Source organism: Flavobacterium saccharophilum, assembly GCF_900142735.1.
GTDB classification, from domain to species: Bacteria; Bacteroidota; Bacteroidia; order Flavobacteriales; family Flavobacteriaceae; genus Flavobacterium; species Flavobacterium saccharophilum.
In genome coordinates this window covers 631,397-655,244 of record NZ_FRBY01000002.1, presented here as the reverse complement: position 1 = coordinate 655,244, position 23,848 = coordinate 631,397, and the positions used below count along the sequence as shown (strand labels likewise).

The window sequence follows — 23,848 nt, the reverse complement described above, 5'->3', positions numbered from 1 at the left end:
ATGAAACTATATATAAAATCATTAGAAACGTATTTCATCATAATATGTTCTTTTATCTCGGTTTGCGTCAGTGCACAGCAAGATCCGGAGTACACACAATATATGTACAACACTATGGCGGTAAATCCAGCTTATGCTGGGTCTACCGGCACTTTAGAAGCAGCTCTTTTATATCGCTCACAATGGATTGGAATTGATGGAGCACCAGAGACGCAATCATTCACTATTCAATCACCGCTTCGAAATGAGCAAATAGGTCTTGGGTTAAGTATTGTTAATGATAAAATTGGTCCATCAAACGAATTATACATTGATGGAAATTTTGCCTATTCTATTCCTCTTGGATATGAAAAAAGATTAGCATTTGGTCTTAAAGCAGGTATGAGAATGTTAAATGTGGACTGGTCAAAAGGGAGATATTACGATCCAAATGATGTTTTGCTAAATCAGAACATTGACAATCAGGCAAAATTAGCCGTTGGGGCGGGAGTTTATTATTATACTGACAGATGGTATGTAGGACTTTCGGTTCCGAGTTTTATTCAGAGTAATTATTACGATGATATTCAGGAATCGGTAAACTATGATCGTTTGCATTATTACCTAATGGGAGGCTACGTTTTTGATTTAAATCCAAATTTAAAATTCAAACCCGCATTTTTAGTAAAGGCAGTAAGTGGAGCACCATTAACTGCTGATATTTCGGCGAATTTTATGATTGCTGAAAAATTTGTGATAGGTGGTTCTTATAGAACAGACGATTCTATAAGCATTCTGGCAGGTTTTCAAATATCTAAAAGTTTTTATATCGGATATGCATTTGATTACACCGTTAGCGAGCTGAATAAGTACAATGATGGGTCGCATGAAATTATTTTGCGTTATCAGTTTAACAAAAAAGAAAGTAAAATCAAATCTCCTCGCTTCTTCTAAAAGTAAAACCTATGAAAAAATTATATATCCTAAGTTTAGTTTTGAGTTTTACGTTTAGTTTTGCTCAGACTAATTTAAAAAAGGCAGATGCTCTGTTTAGAAATTATGCTTACGCAGATGCTTCAAAAGCCTACGAAGAAATTTTACAGAGTATTAAAAGCCCTACAGCACAAACGTTAAAGAATGCCGCCGACTCGTATTATTTTATTTCAGATGCCAGAAATGCTTTAAAATGGTACAAAAAATTATACGAGGTACAAGGTAATAATTTGACAGACATCTACTATCTGCGTTATATTCAGTCCTTAAAAGGGGTTATGGATTATGATGAAGCAGATAAAATGACAAAAGAATATCTTTCTAAAAAAGGAGATCAGAACGAAATAAATAAATATGTTGCTCAAAAAAAGCAAATGGATAGTTTATCTAAAGCGAAATCTCTTTATACAATTAAAAATCTGGATATTAATACAAGTAAATCTGATTTTGGTGCTACTTTTTTTCAGGATAGGGTTGTCTTTACTTCTGCAAGGGATACAACGAAGTTTAGCGAAAAATTATATACCTGGAACAATCAGCCTTTTTTGAATTTGTATACTGCTGAAAGAAATCCTGCCGATGGAAGTTTGTTTAATGAAACAGTATTCCTTCCAAATGTAATGACCAAGTATCATGAAGCAACCGCTTCTTTTGATTCAACGGGAAAAACAATTTATTATTCGACAAACATCGTTAAAAAGAATAAATTGGTTATTGATGAAACCAAAACGAATAATTTTCAAATTATCAAAGGCAATATTGTAAATAACAAATTAGAGAATCCTCAAAAGGTTTTCTTTGATAGTGATGATTATTCTGTTGGGCATCCTTCTTTAAGCGAAGACGGACAATGGCTTTTCTTTGCATCAGATATGCCGGGAGGTATTGGAGAAACCGATTTATATTACGTAAAAATTGCTGCAGACGGAACGATGAGTTCTCCTGTTAACCTTGGATCAAAGATTAATACAATTGGTAATGATCTTTTTCCATATTTCCGTAACGGAAAACTGTATTTTTCTTCTGATGGACATTATGGTTACGGCGATTTGGATGTGTACGAAAGTTCACTTTTAGCCGATGGTAGTTTCTCAATTCCGGTAAACTTAGGTCCTCCAGTTAATAGTAATAAAGATGATTTTGCTTTCATAATTGACAGTCAGGAAAATTATGGTTATGTATCTTCAAACAGAGCAGAAGGAAAAGGAGATGATGATATTTATTCCTTTACCAAAGGAAAACCTGTTTGCAGCCAAAGCATCTCCGGTATGGCAATAGACCGCAAAACAAAATTACCACTTGCTGATGTTTCTATAATGGCTTATAATTCTTATAGTGATGTTCTTGGGGAAACCAAAACGAATTATGAAGGGAAATATGCCATTGAAGTTCCGTGTGGAAAATTAGTTAAAATGATCGCAGCAAAACCAAATTATAGCAGCGATGATAAAACAGTAGAAACTACGAACGAAAATGGAGGGGAGATCAAAGATGTTAATTTTGAATTGAGTAACTACGATGACTTAGTGGTTAAGAAAAAAGGAGTTGAAAAAGTAGATGTTAACCCAATTTACTTTGATTACGATAAATATGATATCACTCCACTTGCAATTGAAGAGCTAACAAAAGTGGTTTTTATAATGAAAAAATTTCCAAATATTAGAATCAAAATTGAATCGCATACCGATTCGCGCGGAAAAGATGCATATAACCTGAAACTCTCTGATAACAGGGCTAAGTCAACCCGAGACTATATTGTTTCACAGGATATTGATCCATCCAGAATTGAAAGCGCAATTGGTTATGGGGAAAGCCGATTGATTAATAAATGTAAAAATGGAGTAAAATGTACAGAAGAAGAGCATTTGTTAAATAGACGTTCTGATTTTATCATTATCCAAAAATAGTTTTATATTTACGATCTAATTATTTGATAATCAGTGATAAAGTATAAAACGAAGAAACCATTTGGAAGTTGGTTTTGTTTAATTCTTTTTTAAGAATAATGGACAAGAAGAAAATCAAGTTGCATCTTTTTGCAACTTGATTTTTGATTTTTTAAAACTTTTGTTTTTTGATGTTTTTCAGCGAAAATAATTCTAATTTTGATATTCAGTTATTCAACATTACAATCCGCATCATTTTAATATTTTATGAGTATTCAAGAAACAATTCAGGCTTTACGAGAAGAACTTAATCAGCACAACTACAATTATTATGTGTTAGATAATGCCACAATTTCAGATTATGATTTTGATATTAAATTAAAGCAGCTTCAGGATCTGGAAGAAAAGAATCCAGAATTTTTTGATGAACATTCGCCTACACAACGTGTTGGTGGAACTGTTACCAAAAATTTCAAAACTATTGCTCATCAATATCGCATGTATTCTTTGGATAATTCCTATTCCAAAGAAGATTTATTAGATTGGGAAAACCGAATTCAGAGAGTTTTAGGGAATGTTAAATTAGAGTACACCTGCGAGTTAAAATATGACGGTGCTTCTATTAGTATTACTTATGAAAACGGAAAATTAACTCAGGCATTAACCAGAGGAGATGGTTTTCAGGGAGATGAGGTTACAAATAATATCAAAACGATAAAATCGATTCCGTTAAAACTAAAAGGAAATTATCCGGACAAATTCGATATCCGTGGTGAAATTATTTTGCCTTTAAAAGGTTTCGAAAAAATGAATCAGGAATTAATTGAAATTGGAGAAACGCCTTATTCAAATCCTAGAAATACAGCTTCAGGAAGTTTAAAATTGCAAGACAGTGCTGAGGTTGCAAAACGCCCGTTAGAATGTTTATTATATTCGGTAACGAGTAGTAATTTGCCTTTTTCTTCTCAAATTGAAGGACTGGAATCTGCAAGGAATTGGGGATTTAAGGTTCCAAACGAAGCCAAGCTTGTTAGTAATATGCATGAAGTTTTTGACTTTATAGATTATTGGGATATTCATCGCCATAAATTACCGTATGAAACTGATGGAGTAGTTATTAAAGTAAACAGCATTCAGCATCAGCAAGAATTAGGATATACTGCAAAATCACCACGTTGGGCTATTGCCTATAAATTTAAGTCAGAACAGGTTTCGACTAAATTAAAATCAATTTCATATCAGGTAGGACGTACGGGAGCAATTACTCCGGTTGCAAATCTGGAACCGGTACAATTGGCAGGAACTATTGTAAAAAGAGCTTCCTTGCACAATGCAGATCAAATTGAGAAATTAGATATAAGAATAAATGATACTGTTTTTGTTGAAAAAGGAGGAGAGATTATTCCAAAAATTATTGCTGTCGATTTAGAACAACGTCCTGAAAATTCAGTAAAAACAGAATATATAACCCATTGTCCGGAATGCCAGACAGAATTGGTTCGTTCAGAAGGTGAAGCAAACCATTATTGTCCGAATTTCTACGGATGTCCTCCCCAGATTATTGGCCGAATTCAACATTATATTTCAAGAAAAGCAATGGATATTGAAGGTCTTGGTGGCGAAACGGTTGCATTATTATTCAATAACGGATTGGTTCATAATTATGCTGATTTATACGAGTTAAAGGTTGATGATATCTTACCTTTAGAAAGGATGGCGCAAAAATCAGCTGAAAACCTGGTAAATGGAGTTGAGAAATCAAAAGAGATTCCTTTCGAAAGTGTTTTGTTTGCACTCGGAATTCGTTTTGTTGGTGAAACGGTTGCTAAGAAACTAGCGAAGCATTATAAAAACATTGATGCACTAAGGAAGGCTTCTTTAATGGAACTAATTTTAGTTGATGAAATTGGAGAACGAATTGCAAGAAGTGTAATTGAGTTTTTTGAAAATGAAGAAAATCAAAAAATAATTGAACGCCTAAAAAGTTATGGAGTTCAATTTGAAATAGTAGAAAAAATAAATCCCAATGCAACAGAAAAATTCATCGGAAAAACTTTTGTTGTTTCAGGGGTTTTTGCTCAGTTTTCGAGAGATGAATTAAAGAAAACAATCGAAGATAATGGAGGAAAAGTTGGTAGCTCCATTTCTGCAAAAACTGATTTTGTAGTCACGGGAGATAATATGGGACCTGCTAAATTAGAAAAAGCGAATAAATTAAATATTCCGATATTGTCTGAGGAAGATTTTATAACTAAACTGAATGAAAGCGAATAAACCGTCGTTGATTTTGTATTTTATGGCGTTGCTGCTGACCATTATTTTTGACTGGGCAGAGCAGGATTTTCTGGCAATCTATGCAAAAGCTATAGTATTGCCAGCAATATTTTTTTATTTTTTTATCAGCAACGAATCTAAAGTAGGAAAAACAGAAGCTTTTATATTTCTATTTTGCTTTGTAGGTCAGGTATTTGATTTGATGGATGTTGAGGTTTCTGAAATTGGTGCAGTTTTAAGTTTTTTGATAGTTTATCTGCTTCTCTTGAAAATTTTTATAGTAGAGCGCGAGAAAGTTAAGTTAAGTAAGAAAGACATTTTACCAGTCTCAATAGTGGTCATCTTTATCGTTTATTTACTCGTTTCTGTATTAAGTCTGCAATCAGATAATATGAAAAAGTATAACGCACTTTATACTTTTTATGGTATCGTTCTTAGTATTATGAGTTATTTCTGTTTTGTACGTTATATTACAAAAGGTACGCACATTGCCTTAATCATGTCCTTAATGGCAGTTTGTTATATATTTTCAGATATATTCTATATTTTCAATGAATACTTTTCCCACTCTGTCGTTCTCGTTTTAATTCGTGATATAACACAAATTTTGGCCTACTATTTTATGGTTGAATATTTTCTCGAAAGATCAAAAGGGCAAAGAAAAGTATTATACAATGATTGATTTTCCCTGATTGGTGTGAGCTTTATTTTTATCAAAATAAAAATCGATACGACCTAAGTTTATTCCGTAACAACCTACCTGATTTACTAATACATTTTCGCCGGCTTTATTTTTTACAATAGTTGGTTTGTCAAGAAATGTATGCGTATGTCCACCAATAATTAAATCAATATCTTGTGTTAATTCAGCCAATTTCAAATCACAAATTTTAGATTCGTCATTTTTGTAATTATAGCCTAAGTGGGAAAGACAAACAATCAGATCACATTTTTCTTCCTTTTTTAGTTTTTGCGTCATATCTTGTGCAATTTCCACCGGATCATTATATACAGTTTCTTTGTACATTTTCTTGTCAACCAAACCATTAAGCTCAATTCCTAATCCAAAAACGCCAACTTTAATTCCGTTTTTATTGAAGATTTTATAAGGTTTTACCAGTCCGTTCATTACGGTATTTTTAAAATCATAGTTAGAATTGATAAATTCAAAAGTTGCGTGAGGCATTTGTGCATACAAACCATCAAGACCATTGTCGAAATCATGATTTCCTATGGTTGACGCATCGTATTTCATCATACTCATCAACTTAAACTCAAGTTCGCCTCCATAATAATTAAAATAAGGAGTCCCTTGAAAAATATCACCTGCATCTAACAAAAGTACATTTGGATTTTCCTTTCGGATTGTTTCTATAAGGGCCGCTCTTCGAGACACGCCACCTTTATTTGCATTACGTGGATCATCAGCCGGAAAAGGGTCAATATGGCTATGAACATCATTAGTATGCAAAACAGTTAAGTGTTTAATATCGTTACTTTCAAAACTGCTTAATGATAAGCCTAAACTTAATAGGGCAGTACTTGCGGCTGTTTTCTCGATAAATTCTCTTCTTTTCATTGTATATTTTTTTTGCGTAAGCGCAGTAATTTTAATTTTGATCTCGTAATGTTTTATTCGACTGTAATTCGAACATCGTTTTTAACCGGAATAGTATCAACTTCTTTAAAATAGTCAATTAAGACGTTTCTGATTTTGTAATTCAGGTCAAATTTAGCAGATGCTTTTAAGAAGAAATTCATGTTGTCTCCACCATTAGCCAAATAATCATTCGTAACCACATAATAGGTTTTACTAACATCGACAGGTTTTCCCTGAATCAGAATGTTTTTAGCTGTATTTTCTTTTGATATCGTAAAAGTCATTCCGGCTAGAGGTTGAGGTTTTTTCTCCTTAATAATATAGCTCGCAATTTCAAGAATTTGATTACCACTTAATGCAAGAACAATCAAACTGTTTTCAAAAGGCATAATTTCATATGCTGTTCTTGTAGTTACATTTCCTTTTGGTAATATAGCACGGATTCCTCCGTGATTCAATAAACATAAATCGATGTCTTTTTTCTCACGTGTCTTAAATACTAAATTTCCTCTTTGTAAACAAACATCAGCCATTAAACTCCCAATAGTAGTTTGCCATTTCCCGGTGCTTTTATCTAAAGTTTCAGGGCAATACGCTAAAATACTGTCTAAATCTTTATTAATATGATCACGATAGGGTTTGATGAAATTTTCAATTTCAGGAGTTTCATTTGCTTTTTCTGTTACCGGAAGCTGTTTTCCTTCTATCTTCGTCAGGTTATAATTTTTCTGACTGCAGGAAAATATGAAAAAAAGTGTTAAGAATATAACAAAAAGTTTTAAAAATCCGTTATACTTTTTTAGTTTTACCATCTTAAATGCGACTTAAATAATTAATTTTGTAATTGGTAAAAATACTATGTTTTTAAATTATATAAAGGAATTTTTTGTAAAAAAATCATTAAAAAATAACCTGCATATTGTAAAAAACGAAGTGTTTACTAGTAATGTGCAAACGATTGGTTTGTTGATAGATGAAAGTGAATTTCGTCATTCAAAGGAACTGGTAAAAGAACTGATCCTACAAGGGATTGTCTTTGAAAACATAAAAATCGTTGCATATAGAGGTAAATTAAAAAAGAAAAAAGCATATTCGCGACCTACTTTTTGTAAAAAACACATCAATTGGAAGGGAGAGTTTACTGAAGAATTTCTAAGTGAATTTACTGATTCAGAATTTGACCTTTTGATTAGTTACTATGAAATCGAAAAACCGATTTTAATGATGACAACAAGTAAATCAAAAGCGAAGTTTAAGGTAGGATTTTCTTCGGTCGATAAGACATTAAATCGATGGATGATTGATACCGAAATGGAAAATTATAAACTATTCGTTTCCGAATTGTTTAAGTATTTAAAAAGTATAAAATAAATTATAAATAGAATATGCAATCATTAATAGGAACTGGTGTTGCGCTTGTAACTCCATTTAAAAAAGACTTTTCAGTTGATATCGAAGCTTTGCAGCGCATCGTTAATTTTTCGATTGATGGAGGAGTTGAATATCTTGTTGTTATGGGAACAACAGCTGAAAATGCGACCTTGACACAAGCCGAAAAAGAATTAGTTGTAAAAACAGTAATTGATACCAACAAAGGAAGATTGCCTTTAGTTCTTGGTGTTGGTGGTAATAATACAATGCAGATTGTTGAGGAATTAAAGACCGGAGATTTCTCTGCTTTTGAGGCTATTCTTTCAGTTTCTCCATATTATAATAAACCAACGCAGGAGGGAATTTATCAGCATTTTAAAGCTATTGCAGAAGCTTCACCAATTCCGGTAATTTTATACAATGTTCCCGGGAGAACATCTAGCAATATGTTGCCTGCAACGGTAGTTCGTCTGGCAAATGATTTTAGTAATGTTGTAGCAATAAAAGAAGCTGCCGGCGATATGGCTCAGGCTATGCAACTAATAAAAAATGCACCAAAAGATTTTCTTGTAATTTCTGGCGATGACATGATCGCTTTACCAATTGTTTTAGCTGGTGGAGCTGGGGTAATCTCAGTTATTGGACAGGGATTTCCTAAAGAATTTTCAGAAATGATTCGTTTGGGGCTGAATAAAAAAGTAAATGAAGCTTTTAAAACGCAGTACTTTTTATCAGATTGTATTGATATGATTTTTGAACAAGGAAACCCAGCTGGAATCAAACAAGTGTTTCAAGCCCTTGGTATTGCTGATAACACAGTGCGTTTGCCTTTGGTGGCAGTTGATGATTCATTGGCAGAAAGATTAAATAAATTTGTTAAAAGCAGCATTAAATTAGAGTAAGGTTGCCGGTATTTTATTATACCAAAAAATATTTTGTAGTAGCTAAATTAATAACTAAATTTGCCACCGGAACTTCGGTGTGATTTTGCTTTGGCATAATTGTCTAAGAAATCATAATAAAAGTAAGAAAATGAAAAAAATAGTATCTCTATTAATTGTTGTTGTCCTTTTTTGTTCTTGTAGTGATTACCAAAAAGCTTTGAAAAATGAAGATGTTGCAGCTAAATTTGATGTGGCAACAAAGATGTATGATGCTGGAAAATATTCAAAAGCGATTCGCCTTTTTGAACAATTAGCACCAACATATAGAGGTAAACCTCAGGCTGAAAAGCTTTTTTATATGTTTTCACAATCTTACTACAAAACAAAACAGTATTATTTAGCTGGTTATCAGTTCGAAAGTTTTGTTTCAGGTTATCCTCGTAGTGAAAAAGTACAGGAAGCTGCATTTTTAGGAGCTTATAGTTATTCAAAATTAGCGCCGGTTTATAGTTTAGACCAAAGTGATACAGTAAAAGCTTTAGAAAAATTACAAGCGTTTATTGATAATTACCCAAATTCAGAATACATTGCTCAGGCTAACGAGGCAGTGAAAATTTTGAATGGTAAATTGGAGAAAAAAGCGTACGAAAATGCTAAAGGATATAATACTATTTCAGATTACAAATCTGCATTAATAGCTTTTGATAATTTTATCGCTGATTTTCCGGGGACACCTTTAAAAGAAGATGCATTGTTCTACAAATACGATTCGGCATACAAATTGGCAATAAATAGTATTCCATCAAAAATGGAAGAACGTTTAAATGTTGCTAAAGTTGCCTATAACAACTTATTGAAGTACAAAAGCGATACAAAATATAAAAAAGAGGCAGACGAAATGTATGCCAGAGTTGAAACAGATTTACAAAAATTTACTAAATAAATAAAGTCATGGATTTAAAAAAGACGAATGCTCCTGTAAATACAATAACATATAATAAAACTGTTATTGAAGAGCCAACAGGAAATGTGTATGAAGCAATTACCATTATGGCTAAAAGAGCAAATCAAATTAATTCTGAAATCAAAAAAGAATTAACTGAGAAATTAGAAGAGTTTGCTACTTATAATGACAGTCTTGAAGAAGTTTTTGAAAATAAAGAACAAATTGAAGTTTCTAAATTTTACGAAAAATTACCAAAACCACACGCTTTAGCTGTTCAGGAATGGTTAGACGGAAAAACTTACCACAGAGGTTCAAACAAATAATATAGTATAATGTCAGTTTTAAACGGGAAGAAAATTTTACTGGGAGTTTCTGGTGGAATTGCAGCCTATAAAACAGCATCATTAGTACGACTCTTTATAAAAGCAGGTGCACATGTCCAAGTGATAATGACACCTGCTTCTAAGGATTTTGTAACTCCACTTACGTTATCTACGTTATCAAAAAATCCTGTTCACTCTACTTTTTTTAATCAGGATGATGAAGATGCAGTTTGGAACAATCATGTTGAATTAGGTCTTTGGGCTGATTTAATGTTAATTGCTCCGGCAACGGCTAATACTTTATCTAAGATGGCTACAGGAAACTGTAATAATCTTCTTATTGCAACTTATTTATCGGCTAAATGTCCTGTCTATTTTGCTCCGGCAATGGATTTGGATATGTATAAACATCCTTCAACTTTATCTAGTTTTGCTGCCTTGAAACAGTTTGGAAATGTAATGATTCCTGCAGAAAGTGGTGAGCTTGCCAGCGGTTTGTCAGGAGAAGGAAGAATGGCTGAACCCGAAAATATTATTGCTTTTCTTGAAGCCGATTTAGAAAGTAAATTGCCGCTTAAAGGGAAAAAAATACTTATTACGGCTGGACCAACATACGAAGCGATAGATCCTGTGCGTTTTATTGGAAACCATTCCTCAGGGAAAATGGGTTTTGATATTGCTAATGAAGCAGCGAAATTAGGTGCGCAAGTAATTTTAGTTGCGGGTCCAACCCATTTTAAAGCAAAAAATAATTTGGTTGAAGTTATAAATGTGGTTTCGGCCCAGGAAATGTACGACGCATGCCATATTTATTATAATCAGGTTGATGTTGCTATTGCGGCAGCAGCAGTTGCAGATTATAAGCCTAAAGTTGTTGCTTCTCAGAAAATTAAAAAAGCTGCAGATGATTTCTCGATTGAGCTGGAAAAAACGAAAGACATTTTAGCATCATTGGGAGTAATTAAAAAAGATCAGTTTTTAATTGGATTTGCTTTGGAAACTGAAAATGAAATTGAAAATGCTAAGCTGAAAATTCAGAAAAAAAACTTAGATTTGATTGTTCTTAATTCCTTACAGGATGAAGGGGCAGGTTTTAAAAAAGAAACCAATAAAGTTACTTTTATTGATAAGGATTTTAAAATTGAGCCAATGGAATTAAAATCAAAAGAATCAGTTGCAATTGATATTTTAAATAAGGTGATTTCGCATTTTGCAAAGTCATAATTGTTTTAAGATCTCATAATAAGTATCAGTATTTTTATATTTACGCCAAGGCAAATAGTATTTTTCTATGAAAAAAATAGTTACTCTTTTAGTATTTTTAATTTTTGGCTTTACACAAGCGCAACAGCTAAATTGTACCGTAACTATTAATACCGAAAGGCTGCCAAATCCTAATCAGCAGGTATTTAAAACGCTCCAGACATCCTTGTCTGAGTTTGTAAACAAAACAGATTGGACAGGATCATTGTTAAAACAAAATGAACGTATCAATTGTTCAATGTACATCACGTTATCATCAAATAATTCTGATCAGTTTTCCGGAACAATACAGGTACAATCATCCAGATTAATTTTTAATTCAACGTACTCTTCCCCTATATTCAATTTTAACGACAAGGATTTCAGTTTTCGTTACACAGAATATGAACCATTGTTGTTTAATCCTACCACTTTCGAGTCAAATTTAGTATCTGTCGTTTCTTTTTATAGTTATTTAATTTTAGGTATGGATGCAGATTCGTTTCAAATGGGAGCTGGAAATCAATATCTTGAAACGGCCCAAAACATTGCAAATGTTGCGCAACAAGGCGGATATAAGGGTTGGAGTCAAGCTGATGGAATTCAGAATCGTTATTATTTAATAACAGATATGATTTCGCCAATGTATAGTGATTTGCGTCAGGTTACTTTTTTATATCATAGTGGTTTGGATAAAATGAGCGACGATTTAAAAGGTGCTAAAGAAAGAATTAAATCTTCAATATTACTTATTGGGAAATTCAATTCGGTTAAACCAAATGCTTTTTTAACCCGAGTGTTTTTTGATGCAAAATCGGATGAGATTGTTTCTATCTTTTCAGGTGGTCCAAGTATCACAGTAACTGATTTGTCTGATGTCTTGAATAAAGTATCGCCTCTTAATTCTACTAAATGGTCGCAAATTAAGTATTAAATGATTTTCGATTTTACTATTTCATAAACTTTTATAATTTACATTTTTATCCTATGATTACTTCACTGTCAATTAAAAACTATGCTCTGATTGAAAAATTATCAATAGATTTTTCAAAAGGCTTTTCTATAATTACAGGTGAAACCGGTGCCGGAAAATCTATTATTTTGGGTGCTTTGGGATTGGTTTTGGGAAAAAGAGCCGATTTAACTTCTTTAAAAAATAAAGAGGAGAAATGTATTATAGAGGCACAGTTTGAAATTTCTAAATATAATTTAAAAGAATTTTTTGAAGCAAATGATCTTGATTATGAAGATGACACTATTATAAGACGTGAAATTTTGCCTTCAGGAAAATCTCGTGCTTTTATCAATGATAGCCCTGTAAATCTTCAGGAATTGCAGGATTTGAGTTTGTTTTTGATTGATATTCATTCGCAACAGCAAACTCAGGAGTTATCAGATGAAACAGTTCAGTTTAAAATAATTGATGCTATTGCAGATAATTTTGATGTGATTACATCGTACCAAGAGTTATTGAAAGGGTACAAGTCAGATAAAACAAAATTGAATGCTTTGTTGAAAAAGCAAAGTGATTCAGGAAAAGAGCAGGAATACAATACTTTTTTACTGAACGAATTAATTGCTGCTAAATTAAAAGCGGGTGAGCAAGAAGAGCTCGAAGCTGAATTTGAAAAACTAAATAACGTTGAAGTTATAAAAGAAGCAATAGATAAGTCTTTGGTTATTGCAAATGAAGAGCAATTTGGTGTTTTTCATAACTTAAATGAAATAAAAGCATCACTTCAAAAAATAGCTCCATTTTCTGTAGAATATCAAAATTTATTTGAAAGGGTGGCAAGTGTAGCAATTGAATTTGATGATGTTTCAAGAGAGATGCAGAATGTTTCTGAGAAATTATTAAATGATCCTGAAAAACTGGAGCTTACAAATCAGAAATTGCAATTGATTTATAATTTGCAGAAAAAACATCAGGTGATTTCTGTTGATGAATTACTTCAAATTCAGACCAATTTGGAAAACGCTGTTATTGAATTAGGAAATATAGAAGAAGAAATCGCTTTATTGACCAATTCAATAGCGCAAAAAGTAGAAGAATTGGATGCTTTTTCAGCTTTAATTCATCAAAACAGAGCAAATGCAATTCCGGTTTTATCAAGTAAATTAATTTCGATTTTAGAAACTTTAGGGATGCCAAATGTTCGTTTTAATATTGAGCTTTTGCCATCAGAAACCTATTTCCAAAATGGAAAAGACGAATTGCAATTTTTGTTCTCAGCAAATAAAGGAACCGATTTCGGTTTACTGAAGAAAGTAGCTTCAGGAGGAGAGATGTCACGTATTATGTTGGCTGTTAAAGCGATTTTAGCTCAATATTCAAAATTACCAACTTTAATTTTTGACGAAATTGATACAGGAGTATCGGGAGAAATTGCCATCAGAATGGGGGAAATCATGAAAGAAATGAGCAGGAATATGCAGATTTTTGCCATTACGCATTTACCTCAAATAGCGGCAAAAGGTGATTCACACTTCAAAGTATTTAAGTCAACCGTTGATGATGATACACAATCTGAATTAAAGCTTCTGTCTCAGGACGAAAGAGTTATCGAAATTGCTCAGATGTTATCGGGAGCAGTTGTCTCAGATTCGGCTTTAAATCATGCCAAAGCCTTGTTGAACTAAAGAAATACTTTATATTTGTCATCTTAAAACTAATTCACTAAACGTAAATAAGCGAATCATTTACCTCACTTTAATGAGTAGCGAATGAACGAATAAACAATAAAAATATGATTATAGAACCTAGAATGAGAGGCTTTATTTGCTTGACAGCCCACCCAAAAGGAGCCGAGCAAAATGTTAAAAATCAAATTGAGTATATAAAATCAAAAGGAGCAATTGCTGGTGCTAAAAAGGTATTAGTTATTGGTGCTTCAACCGGTTTCGGATTGGCTTCAAGAATTACAAGTGCCTTTGGTTCTGATGCAGCTACAATTGGAGTGTTTTTTGAAAAGCCACCAGTTGAAGGAAAAACAGCTTCTCCAGGATGGTATAATTCTGCAGCGTTTGAAGCTGAAGCTCATAAAGCAGGTCTATATGCAAAAAGTATTAATGGTGATGCTTTTTCAAACGAAATAAAAAGACAAACATTAGATTTAATTAAAGCTGATTTAGGTCAGGTAGATTTGGTTATTTACAGTTTGGCTTCACCAGTACGAACAAACCCTAACACAGGTGTATTACATCGCTCGACTTTAAAGCCAATTGGACAAACTTTTACAAATAAGACGGTAGATTTTCATACTGGGAATGTAACTGAAGTTTCTATTGCTCCGGCGAATGAAGAAGATATTGAAAATACAGTTGCTGTAATGGGCGGTGAAGATTGGGCTATGTGGATGGATGCTTTAAAAGACGAAAATTTATTGGCTCCAGGTGCTACAACAGTTGCTTATTCTTATATCGGGCCATCACTAACTGAAGCGGTTTATCGTAAAGGTACAATCGGGCGTGCGAAAGATCATTTAGAGGCTACAGCCTTCTCTATTACAGATAGTTTAAAATCAATTGGAGGACAAGCTTATGTTTCTGTAAATAAAGCTTTGGTAACTCAGGCTAGTTCTGCAATTCCGGTAATTCCATTGTACATTTCTCTTTTATATAAAATTATGAAAGAAGAGGGAATACATGAAGGTTGTATTGAGCAAATTCAACGTTTGTTTCAAGATAGATTATATACTGGATCACCTGTTCCTGTTGATGAAAAAGGCAGAATTAGAATTGATGATTGGGAAATGCGTGATGATGTTCAGGCAAAAGTGGCGAAACTTTGGGAAGAAGCTACAACTGAAACATTGCCAGCTATTGGAGATTTAGCAGGATATAGAAATGATTTCTTAAACTTATTTGGATTTGAATTTGCAGGAGTTGATTATAAAGCTGAAGCAAATGAAGTTGTAAATATTGAAAGCATCAAATAATAGTTTACTTACTATAAATAAAAAACCATCAACCTAAAGTTGGTGGTTTTTTTATGAATATAACATATCTTTGTTAAAATTTTGAAATTAAAAAAATTGCCACTTTAATACCGCACATCGCATTATGATTTTTTCTTTAATTATACCCGTGTATAATCGTCCAGATGAAGTTGATGAACTTTTAGAAAGTCTCTCAAAATCTGATTATAATGAACCTTTTGAAATTGTTCTTGTTGAAGACGGTTCGTCGATTCCATGTAAAGATGTTGTAATGACCTATCAGGGAAAACTGAATATATCTTATTATTTTAAAGAGAATTCAGGACCGGGAGATTCGAGAAATTTCGGAATGCAAAAGGCGAGAGGAGATTATTTTATCATCTTTGATTCAGATTGTATTATTCCTCCTAATTATTTAACAGAAGTGCGTAAAGCATTAAATGAAGGATATGTGGATTGTTTTGGTGGACCTGATAAAGCATTAGATAGTTTTTCTGATATACAGAAAGCGATCAATTTTGCAATGACTTCATTTTTGACAACTGGCGGAATACGTGGTGGTTCAGAAAAAATTAATAAGTTTCAACCAAGAAGTTTCAATATGGGAATTTCTAAAAAAGCTTTTGAAGCATCAAAAGGATTTGGTAATATTCACCCGGGCGAAGATCCCGATTTGTCAATTCGATTATGGAATTTAGGTTTTGAAACTAGATTGTTTTCTGAAGCATATGTTTATCACAAACGCAGAATTGATTGGGAGAAATTCTCTATTCAGGTGCATAAATTTGGAATCGCAAGACCAATATTAAATAGTTGGTATCCAGAGCACAATAAGATTACTTTTTTCTTTCCTACTGTTTTTATACTAGGGCTATTATTAGCTTTTTTACTGTTAATTTTCAATATTGATATTTTATTACAATTATATTTCGTATATTTCGTTGTAATTTTTCTTACAGCAAGTTATCAAAATAAAAGTATTAAGATAGGATACTTGTCACTAATTGCAGTTTGGAAACAATTCTATGGGTATGGAACAGGGTTTTTAAAATCATTTGTAAAAATCATTCTTCTAAAGAAAAAACCACAAGAAGCTTTTCCTCGTATGTTTTTTAAAGTATAATATGACAAAGGTTATTGGTTTAACAGGAGGCATTGGTAGTGGAAAAACAACCATTGCTAATTATTTTGCAGAATTGGGAGTTCCTGTATATATAGCCGATGATGGTGCAAGAGTAGTAATGCAGCTGGATCATGTTATAAAAGAAGTAAAAGATGTATTTGGAGAAAGTGTTTTTGAAAATGATGTCTTAAACAGAGCAAAACTAGCCGAGATTGTATTTAATGACAAGGAAAAGTTAGCTAAATTAAATGCAATAGTACATCCAGCCGTAAAAAAGGATTTTGAGGTATGGTTATTGCAGCATAAAAATTACGATTACATAATTTATGAAGCTGCTATATTATTTGAAAGCGGGAGGTATAAAGAATGTGATTATATTATAACAGTAACCGCACCAGAAGAAATTAGAATTGAAAGAGTCTTAAAACGCGATAATACCACCCCGGCGCAAGTTTTAAGCAGAATTAAGATGCAATGGAAGGATGAAGATCGAATTTCCAGAAGCAATTTTGTTATTAATAACGTAAATCTTAAAATTGCTAAAGAAGAAGTTGTTAAAATTCTTAAAATTTTAGATATTAAACAAAATCAGTCTTAAATGTTAATATTTGGTTAATGTATTATTTAGTATATTGTTAAAATATTAATTTTGTTTCGATGAATAAATTATTTTTTAGAATACTTGTTTTGCTTATGAGTTTGTCTCTTATTGGGATAATTCTGGTTCAGGTATTTTGGTTCAACTCTTCGTTCAAAAATAATGACGAACAATTTAAATACCACGTTACCCAGGTAATTGGTAATGTTGCTGATAAACTAGAGCAGCAGGAAGAATATAGTTTTTATGACAAATACAATCGTATAAAAGACAGTACTGGTAAAATCCCTAAGAAAGAAGATTTACTGGAAGTTCTTTATGTGCAAAGAAATACCAAAACAAATAAGACAATTGTTTATTCTAATACTTTAACCTCTGAAGATTATGATATAAGTGGTTCACTTTTTAATAAGAAATTCAGTAGTGAAAGATTTAAAAACTTTAGTTCAAAACGTGTAACAGAGGTTTATAATAACAACAATGGTATCGATAATAATCCTTTAGGACAAAGTATTATACCGGATTTAAAAATCGAAAAATCAGGAAGCTTAGATATTTTAAATAAAGTACAGCAACAAATTCAATATAAGGATATTGCTTCCTTAACGCCAATTGAAGGAAGAATAACAAAAGATAAGCTTCAAAAGCTCTTAAAGAAGGAATTATTAGAATATGAAGTAAAAACCAAATTTGAGTTTGGTGTTTTGAACAGCGGTTTAGTGACAAAAGTGAAATCGGATGGATTTCATTATGATAAAGACGCAAGTTATCATGTGCCAATATATACTGATAATGAAGGAAATAGTAAATATGAATTATATATCACGTTTCCTAATAAAAAGAAATTTTTGCTATCAGAGTTATTGAGTATTACAATATTATCCATTGTATTTACGCTTATTATAATAATTGCTTACACAAGTGCATTAAACCAATTGTTGCGTCAAAAACATATATCTGAAATTAAAACGGATTTTATAAATAATATGACGCATGAGTTTAAGACTCCAATTGCAACTATAAATTTGGCACTTGACGCTATTAGAAATCCTAAAATTATTGAAGATAAAGAGAAAGTATTCCGTTATCTACAAATGATAAGGGATGAAAATAAAAGAATGCATGCTCAGGTTGAAAACGTTTTACGTATCTCTAAATTAGAAAAAAGAGAATTAGATATTACAAAAGAACCAACTGCAATTCATGATATTATTGATGATGCGATTGAACATGTAAATTTAATTCTTGAGGATAGACAGGGTACTGTTGTAAAACATTTTAATGCTTCAAGAACAACATGTTTGGTAAATGAAGTACATTTTACCAATGTTTTGGTAAATATTTTAGAAAATGCCATTAAATATTCTCCGGATGTTCCGGAAATCGAAATTTTTACAGAAAACATCAAAGATATGATTCTGATAAAAGTAAAGGATAATGGTCTTGGTATGAGTAAGATAGCTCAAAAGAGAGTTTTTGAGAAATTTTACAGAGAACATACGGGAGATTTACATAATGTTAAAGGGCACGGTTTAGGTCTGGCGTATGTAAAACGAATAGTAGAAGATCACAATGGTCAAGTATATGTTGAAAGCGAAAAAGGAAAAGGTAGCACCTTTATAATAAAAATACCATTAATAAATTAAAATATGGAAAATAATAACAAAAGAATACTTTTAGTAGAAGATGACCTTAATTTTGGGGCAGTTCTTAAAGATTATCTAATGTTAAATGACTTTGAAGTTACTTTAGCTAAAAACGGTATGGAAGGTTTCGAAAAATTCAAGAAAGATGTGTATGATTTATGCATTCTTGATGTAATGATGCCTTATAAAGATGGTTATACTTTAGCCAAAGAAATTAGAGAAAAAAATAGTGAAGTGCCTATTATCTTCTTAACTGCAAAATCTATGAAAGAGGATGTGTTAAAAGGATACAAAGCAGGTGCTGACGATTATTTGAATAAACCTTTTGATTCAGAAGTTTTATTGATGAAAATCAAAGCTATTATTCAAAGAAAATCTGCTGATACTAAAGCGGAGCAAGTTCAATTTGAATTTAATATTGGTAAATTCCACTTAAATTCTAAACTTAGATTTTTGACTTTCGAAAATGACGAGCCGATAAAATTATCTCCAAAAGAGAATGAATTGCTTAAAATGTTAATTCTTCATGAAAATGATTTAATGCCAAGAGAATTAGCATTAACAAAAATCTGGAGAGATGACAACTACTTTACATCGAGAAGTATGGACGTTTACATCGCTAAACTTAGAAAATACTTAAAAGCTGATGAAGATGTAGAAATCTTAAACATTCATGGAGAAGGTTTCAGATTAGTTGTTAAAAGCAAAGTAACTGAATAACAAGATTCACCAAACAATAAAATAGTAAAGCTCTGAGAAATCAGAGCTTTTTTTTGTCATTTGTTTTTTTCAATATTTAAAAACATGTCGTTGTATAATTCTTATTATCAGTTAAATAGCTGGTATTTTATTGTTGACTTATAGTGTTTAAAGTATTTTTTGATGAATTTTCTTAAAATAAATTTGGAAAATAGAAAAACAATTATGAATATTTGCAAACGAAAAAATAATAACCCTAATAAAACGAAGAGAAATGTTTGTACTTACATCAACATCACAAAGCTTCACACCAAACGGATTTGGTGCAGCGCTTCTTCGTGGCTTATTTCAATCCTAGAAATTCATTTTTAGATATATAAAAAAGCCCGAAGACATTTAGTTTCGGGCTTTTTTTATTCTAGACACTTCAAATTTTCCCGAATAACTGATTTTACTATTTATCCAAAAAGGATAAAAGATTTCGCACGCTTATGTTTTGGTTGAACTTTCAGTTTTGACGAGCATCGGTTTGCAAAAAAAACAATAAGAATAATTAAAAATTTATGGGAAATAAATTATCCGGAAAGGACCTAATTAAATTAGGCTTTCCGAAAAACAATTCAATAAACATCGCCTTAGGGCAAATTAACAGATACAGAAAAAGAGAAAAAAAAGAATCCATTCTAACAGAAGCTAAGGAAGTATTGCTTCATCCTGAAAAGTTTGAAGGAAACGGAACCTGGGGAAAAGTAGCAGAAGGTTTGATAAACCCCGTTCAGGTAAGAATGCACCAGATGAAAACAACTCGTGCTCCCTTTACCATTTTTGGTGAAAATGAAATTGATCAACAAGCTAAATTTCAGTTGTATGATTCTTTAAAATTACCAATTTCAGTGGCAGGAGCTTTAATGCCAGATGCACATTCAGGTTATGGATTACCAATTGGAGGAGTTTTGGCAACTGATAATGCTGTTATTCCATACGGAGTTGGAGTAGACATCGGATGCAGAATGAGTCTTTCGATTTTTGATTTACCGGCTTCCTATTTCAAAGGAAAAGAACATCAATTAGAAGCAATTTTAAAAGATAATACCAAGTTTGGAATGAATGAAGTTCATGCTTCAAGAGTAGATCATGATGTTTTTTACAAAAGTGAGTTTCAGGATATTCCGTTATTAAAGAATCTTTTGCCTAAAGCATACAAACAATTGGGAAGTTCTGGCGGAGGAAACCATTTTGTGGAATTTGGAATTGCAAAAATTGAGAATCCTGAGAATGAATGGAAGATTGGAGTTGGTCAGTATTTTGCTGTTCTGTCACACAGTGGCTCGCGAGGATTAGGTGCTAATATTGCTAAACATTATACCTATCTGGCGACAAAGCAATGTCCGTTGCCTAAAAATGTGCAGCACTTGGCTTGGTTAGATTTGAATACGCACGATGGTCAGGAATATTGGCTGGCAATGAATTTGGCTGGAGAATATGCAAAAGCCTGTCATGATGATATTCATAGGAGAATAGCCAAAGCGATTGGTAAAAGAGTAGTGGTAACAATCGAAAATCATCACAATTTTGCGTGGAAAGAAATGGTTAATGGTCAGGAATGCATCGTGCACAGAAAAGGAGCGACGCCTGCTGCAGAAGGTCAATTGGGAATTATTCCGGGTTCTATGACAGCACCTGGCTACATTGTTAAAGGAAAAGGTAATGCTGAAAGTTTAAACTCGGCTTCGCATGGAGCGGGACGTTTATTTTCGAGAGCGAAATGTAAAAGTACTTTCACGCAAAGCGAAATTAAAAAGGTTTTGAAAGCGCATGAGGTAACCTTGATTGGAGGAAATATTGATGAAGCTCCGATGGCTTACAAAGACATTACAAAAGTGATGGCTAATCAAACTGATTTGGTAGAAGTTCTGGGAACTTTTACTCCAAAAATTGTTAGAATGGACCGATAAAAAAAATTAAAGTGGAAAAAATAATTCAGATAACAGCAGGTCGCGGACCTGCAGAATGCACTTGGGTAGTCGCCCAAGTGCTTAAAAAAGTTTTGGAAGAAGCTCAGGAACAGCAATTAGAAACTGTTTTGCTACAGAGAGAAGCGGGTCAGGAAAATGGAACTGTTGAAACGGCTTCGATTTCTGTAAAAGGAGAAAATGCAGCTCAATTTGTTAGTTCATGGATTGGAACAATTCAATGGATTGGACAAAGTCAGTTTAGAAAAATGCACAAACGCAAAAACTGGTTTATTGGAATTTTTGAAATCGAACCACAAAAAAACGGATTAGTTTCGGTAAATGATATTCAATATCAGGCCATGCGAAGTTCTGGCGCTGGTGGGCAGCACGTCAATAAAGTAAGTTCAGCTATAAGAGCAACTCATATTCCGACAGGAATTGTCGTAGTTTCGATGGACAGCCGATCGCAACACCAAAACAAAAAACTGGCGACAGAAAGATTATTAAAAAAATTAGAAGACGAAAAACTAGTACAACTTAAGAATCATGTAGGGAAACAATGGGAGAACCAACTCAGTATTGAGCGAGGAAATCCTGTTAGAGTTTTTACCGGAAGTGATTTCAAAAAGAATAAAGTAGAGAAAAACTATAAAGGAACTCGTCAGAAATTAAAACAAGATTTACGAAATGAGCATAATTAAAAAGTTGGTCGCAGAAAACAATCATGATATGCGAATTATATGTGGCCAAAAGAAAACAATAAATAGCAACACATAAAATGAAAACAATTGATAAATATCTTTTTCAGGCTTTGGATAATTATCCGTATTCGCTTGAAGAAACGATTGAATCTTTAGATTATGCTTTTTCATATGATGCGAAAAATACAATGGTTTTGTGTTTGTATGGAAGAATCCAGGCAGAGCAATTATGGAATTATGAAGAAGCAAAAAACTATTTTCAGGAAGCTTTAGCTATTAATATTCATGCACTTGAAGTGTATCCGCATTATTTGCAGACTTTAATTTTAAATGAAGATTATGAAGAAGCGCAAAAGCTGATTGATTTTGCTTTAACAATAAAAGGAATTAATAAATCTGATATTTATGTAAAGAAAGCTATTCTTTTAGAAGCGCAACAGCAATTTAAAAATGCGCTTAAAGAAATTAAGAATGCTAAACTTTGCACTTTACAATTTGCTTTTGATTCTGATATTACGGAAGTAGAGAAAAGAATTAAAGGAAAATTGGAATTGTTAGAAAAGAAAAAAAAGCAGAATAAAAATAAAAAAGATTCAAAAAAGAAATCAAAATGATTTTTGATTTAAATAGAAAAAACGATGCGATTCTAATTTGAATTGCATCGTTTTTCAATTTATAGGTTTAGATAAATGTGTAGTCCCTATGGGACACTTTATAGGTGTTCTAATTTTTTTCTTTTTCTACCTACATATAACTCCTAAAGGAGTATTTTGTTTTGTAGTAGATTTTTATAATATCTCGTAGAGATTAAATATTGGTAGAAAATTATTATGAGAATGAATATTTGTCCCATAGAGGCTATGCAATCCGAAATGTATAAGTATTATTTCCAGTGCAATTCTAGAGCAAAGCAAGTTTTTTCATTTTTGGTGATACTGAATGTTGCAATAGTATGATCATCATCTTCACTTTCATGAATTACGACATTATCTTTTAATGAAAGCTCTTTCATGAAATTCATTTCGAAGCTTTTAACTTCCTGTTTCATAATTCTTTTTGGATCAACGTGATCAAGACACCATTCTAAATATTTGACATTGTTAACGTGATTTACAATGTCTAAATCAGATAAATAAACTGTTTTTTCAAAAACCGCTTCTTTTTCATGATTGATATTGATTTTAGAAAAACCTTCAGCAGTAGCTCTGTTTTCAGGAAATAATTCAAAGTGTTCATAGGGTAAAGCCAAAGCTTCAGGGCGTCGCAATTGCGTGTTAAATACAGCCCAATATGTTTCGCAGCCAACAATTTTCTTTCCGTTAACATACATTTCGAGAGCACGAACAGAGCGTGAATTTTCTAAGCTGTTAATCCATGTTTTTACCGTTACAACATCTTGCCATTTTGGCAATTCTGAAATCTCAACTCTCATTCGGCTTAAAACCCAGGCCTGATGAAATTCCTGCATATCAAAAAAACTGATTCCACCAACTTCAGAATGTGCAGCAGCGGTTAATTGTAAAATATTACACAAATCAGTGTATTTTAAATAACCGTTTGGTGTGCACTGCGTGAAATTGATTTCCCAGTCTTTACTTAAAACTGATGTGAAATTTGGAGATATTGGCATTTTGTAATTTTATATTTATTTTAGAGAATAGAATAAAGAGCACAGAAAAAAGACTTTGAT

22 protein-coding genes are annotated in these 23,848 nt (G+C 32.4%); 19 read left to right on the top strand and 3 right to left on the bottom strand.

Annotation, left to right across the window (positions count from 1 at the left end; all coding sequences use genetic code 11):
* The 4 genes from BUA98_RS08310 to BUA98_RS08295 all read left to right on the top strand — a co-directional run bounded on the left by BUA98_RS08310 (position 1) and on the right by BUA98_RS08295 (position 5,814).
* Complete coding sequence (locus tag BUA98_RS08310; RefSeq protein ID WP_072971136.1) at positions 1 to 933, top strand: PorP/SprF family type IX secretion system membrane protein; 933 nt, start codon at positions 1 to 3, stop codon at positions 931 to 933.
* Between the two features lie 11 nt (positions 934 to 944).
* Positions 945 to 2,879 (top strand): OmpA family protein, encoded by a 1,935-nt coding sequence (locus tag BUA98_RS08305; protein WP_072971135.1) that lies wholly within the window; start codon positions 945 to 947, stop codon positions 2,877 to 2,879.
* Between the two features lie 246 nt (positions 2,880 to 3,125).
* Entirely contained in the window at positions 3,126 to 5,132 is a 2,007-nt protein-coding gene (ligA, locus tag BUA98_RS08300) for an NAD-dependent DNA ligase LigA (RefSeq protein ID WP_072971134.1), read from the top strand.
* Positions 5,119 to 5,814, top strand: a complete 696-nt coding sequence (locus BUA98_RS08295; RefSeq protein ID WP_072971133.1) for a lysoplasmalogenase family protein — start codon at positions 5,119 to 5,121, stop codon at positions 5,812 to 5,814. Before ligA ends, BUA98_RS08295 begins: the two co-directional genes overlap by 14 nt.
* Here the strand turns inward: BUA98_RS08295 and BUA98_RS08290 are convergent.
* Together BUA98_RS08290 and BUA98_RS08285 are read right to left on the bottom strand one after the other, a co-directional pair.
* Complete coding sequence (locus tag BUA98_RS08290; protein ID WP_072971132.1) at positions 5,800 to 6,711, bottom strand: bifunctional metallophosphatase/5'-nucleotidase; 912 nt, start codon at positions 6,709 to 6,711, stop codon at positions 5,800 to 5,802. The genes BUA98_RS08295 and BUA98_RS08290 overlap by 15 nt on opposite strands.
* A gap of 53 nt (positions 6,712 to 6,764) precedes the next feature.
* Positions 6,765 to 7,544 carry a 5'-nucleotidase C-terminal domain-containing protein gene (locus BUA98_RS08285; RefSeq protein WP_072971131.1) on the bottom strand — a complete coding sequence of 260 codons (780 nt, stop codon included), beginning with the start codon at positions 7,542 to 7,544 and terminating at the stop codon, positions 6,765 to 6,767.
* 46 nt (positions 7,545 to 7,590) lie between these two features.
* On the opposite strand from BUA98_RS08285, the gene BUA98_RS08280 reads away from it, so the two are divergent.
* The 15 genes from BUA98_RS08280 (at position 7,591) to BUA98_RS08210 (ending at position 22,772) form a co-directional block, all read left to right on the top strand.
* Entirely contained in the window at positions 7,591 to 8,103 is a 513-nt protein-coding gene (locus BUA98_RS08280) for a DUF6913 domain-containing protein (protein ID WP_072971130.1), read from the top strand.
* A gap of 14 nt (positions 8,104 to 8,117) precedes the next feature.
* Positions 8,118 to 9,005 carry a 4-hydroxy-tetrahydrodipicolinate synthase gene (gene dapA, locus BUA98_RS08275; RefSeq protein WP_072971129.1) on the top strand — a complete coding sequence of 296 codons (888 nt, stop codon included), beginning with the start codon at positions 8,118 to 8,120 and terminating at the stop codon, positions 9,003 to 9,005.
* Positions 9,006 to 9,135: 130 nt separating this feature from the next.
* Positions 9,136 to 9,930 carry an outer membrane protein assembly factor BamD gene (locus BUA98_RS08270; protein ID WP_072971128.1) on the top strand — a complete coding sequence of 265 codons (795 nt, stop codon included), beginning with the start codon at positions 9,136 to 9,138 and terminating at the stop codon, positions 9,928 to 9,930.
* A gap of 8 nt (positions 9,931 to 9,938) precedes the next feature.
* The gene (locus BUA98_RS08265) at positions 9,939 to 10,256 is read left to right on the top strand and encodes a DNA-directed RNA polymerase subunit omega (RefSeq protein ID WP_007807938.1); all 318 of its coding nucleotides are present in this window, start codon (positions 9,939 to 9,941) and stop codon (positions 10,254 to 10,256) included.
* A gap of 9 nt (positions 10,257 to 10,265) precedes the next feature.
* Entirely contained in the window at positions 10,266 to 11,480 is a 1,215-nt protein-coding gene (gene coaBC / locus BUA98_RS08260) for a bifunctional phosphopantothenoylcysteine decarboxylase/phosphopantothenate--cysteine ligase CoaBC (protein WP_072971127.1), read from the top strand.
* Positions 11,481 to 11,547: 67 nt separating this feature from the next.
* On the top strand, positions 11,548 to 12,432 hold the full coding sequence (gene porD / locus BUA98_RS08255; RefSeq protein WP_072971126.1) for a type IX secretion system protein PorD: 885 nt from the start codon (positions 11,548 to 11,550) through the stop codon (positions 12,430 to 12,432).
* A gap of 53 nt (positions 12,433 to 12,485) precedes the next feature.
* Positions 12,486 to 14,138: a DNA repair protein RecN gene (recN, locus tag BUA98_RS08250; protein WP_072971125.1), complete on the top strand. Its 1,653-nt coding sequence runs from the start codon at positions 12,486 to 12,488 to the stop codon at positions 14,136 to 14,138.
* A 107-nt stretch (positions 14,139 to 14,245) separates the two neighbouring features.
* Positions 14,246 to 15,436, top strand: coding sequence for an enoyl-ACP reductase FabV (gene fabV, locus BUA98_RS08245; RefSeq protein WP_072971124.1), 1,191 nt, complete (start codon positions 14,246 to 14,248; stop codon positions 15,434 to 15,436).
* 124 nt (positions 15,437 to 15,560) lie between these two features.
* A complete protein-coding gene (locus BUA98_RS08240) occupies positions 15,561 to 16,559 on the top strand; it encodes a glycosyltransferase family 2 protein (protein ID WP_072971123.1) in 999 nt (332 codons plus the stop codon).
* A 1-nt stretch (position 16,560) separates the two neighbouring features.
* Positions 16,561 to 17,157, top strand: coding sequence for a dephospho-CoA kinase (gene coaE / locus BUA98_RS08235; protein ID WP_072971122.1), 597 nt, complete (start codon positions 16,561 to 16,563; stop codon positions 17,155 to 17,157).
* A 59-nt stretch (positions 17,158 to 17,216) separates the two neighbouring features.
* Positions 17,217 to 18,803: a sensor histidine kinase gene (locus tag BUA98_RS08230; protein WP_072971121.1), complete on the top strand. Its 1,587-nt coding sequence runs from the start codon at positions 17,217 to 17,219 to the stop codon at positions 18,801 to 18,803.
* Between the two features lie 3 nt (positions 18,804 to 18,806).
* The gene (locus tag BUA98_RS08225) at positions 18,807 to 19,523 is read left to right on the top strand and encodes a response regulator transcription factor (protein ID WP_026985497.1); all 717 of its coding nucleotides are present in this window, start codon (positions 18,807 to 18,809) and stop codon (positions 19,521 to 19,523) included.
* 542 nt (positions 19,524 to 20,065) lie between these two features.
* On the top strand, positions 20,066 to 21,457 hold the full coding sequence (locus BUA98_RS08220) for an RtcB family protein (RefSeq protein WP_072971120.1): 1,392 nt from the start codon (positions 20,066 to 20,068) through the stop codon (positions 21,455 to 21,457).
* 11 nt (positions 21,458 to 21,468) lie between these two features.
* A complete protein-coding gene (prfH, locus tag BUA98_RS08215; RefSeq protein ID WP_072971119.1) occupies positions 21,469 to 22,158 on the top strand; it encodes a peptide chain release factor H in 690 nt (229 codons plus the stop codon).
* Between the two features lie 77 nt (positions 22,159 to 22,235).
* Entirely contained in the window at positions 22,236 to 22,772 is a 537-nt protein-coding gene (locus BUA98_RS08210; protein WP_072971118.1) for a hypothetical protein, read from the top strand.
* A gap of 269 nt (positions 22,773 to 23,041) precedes the next feature.
* On the opposite strand, the gene BUA98_RS08205 is transcribed toward BUA98_RS08210, so the two are convergent.
* On the bottom strand, positions 23,042 to 23,788 hold the full coding sequence (locus BUA98_RS08205; protein ID WP_072971117.1) for an acyl-[acyl-carrier-protein] thioesterase: 747 nt from the start codon (positions 23,786 to 23,788) through the stop codon (positions 23,042 to 23,044).
* Between the last annotated feature and the right edge of the window lie 60 nt (positions 23,789 to 23,848).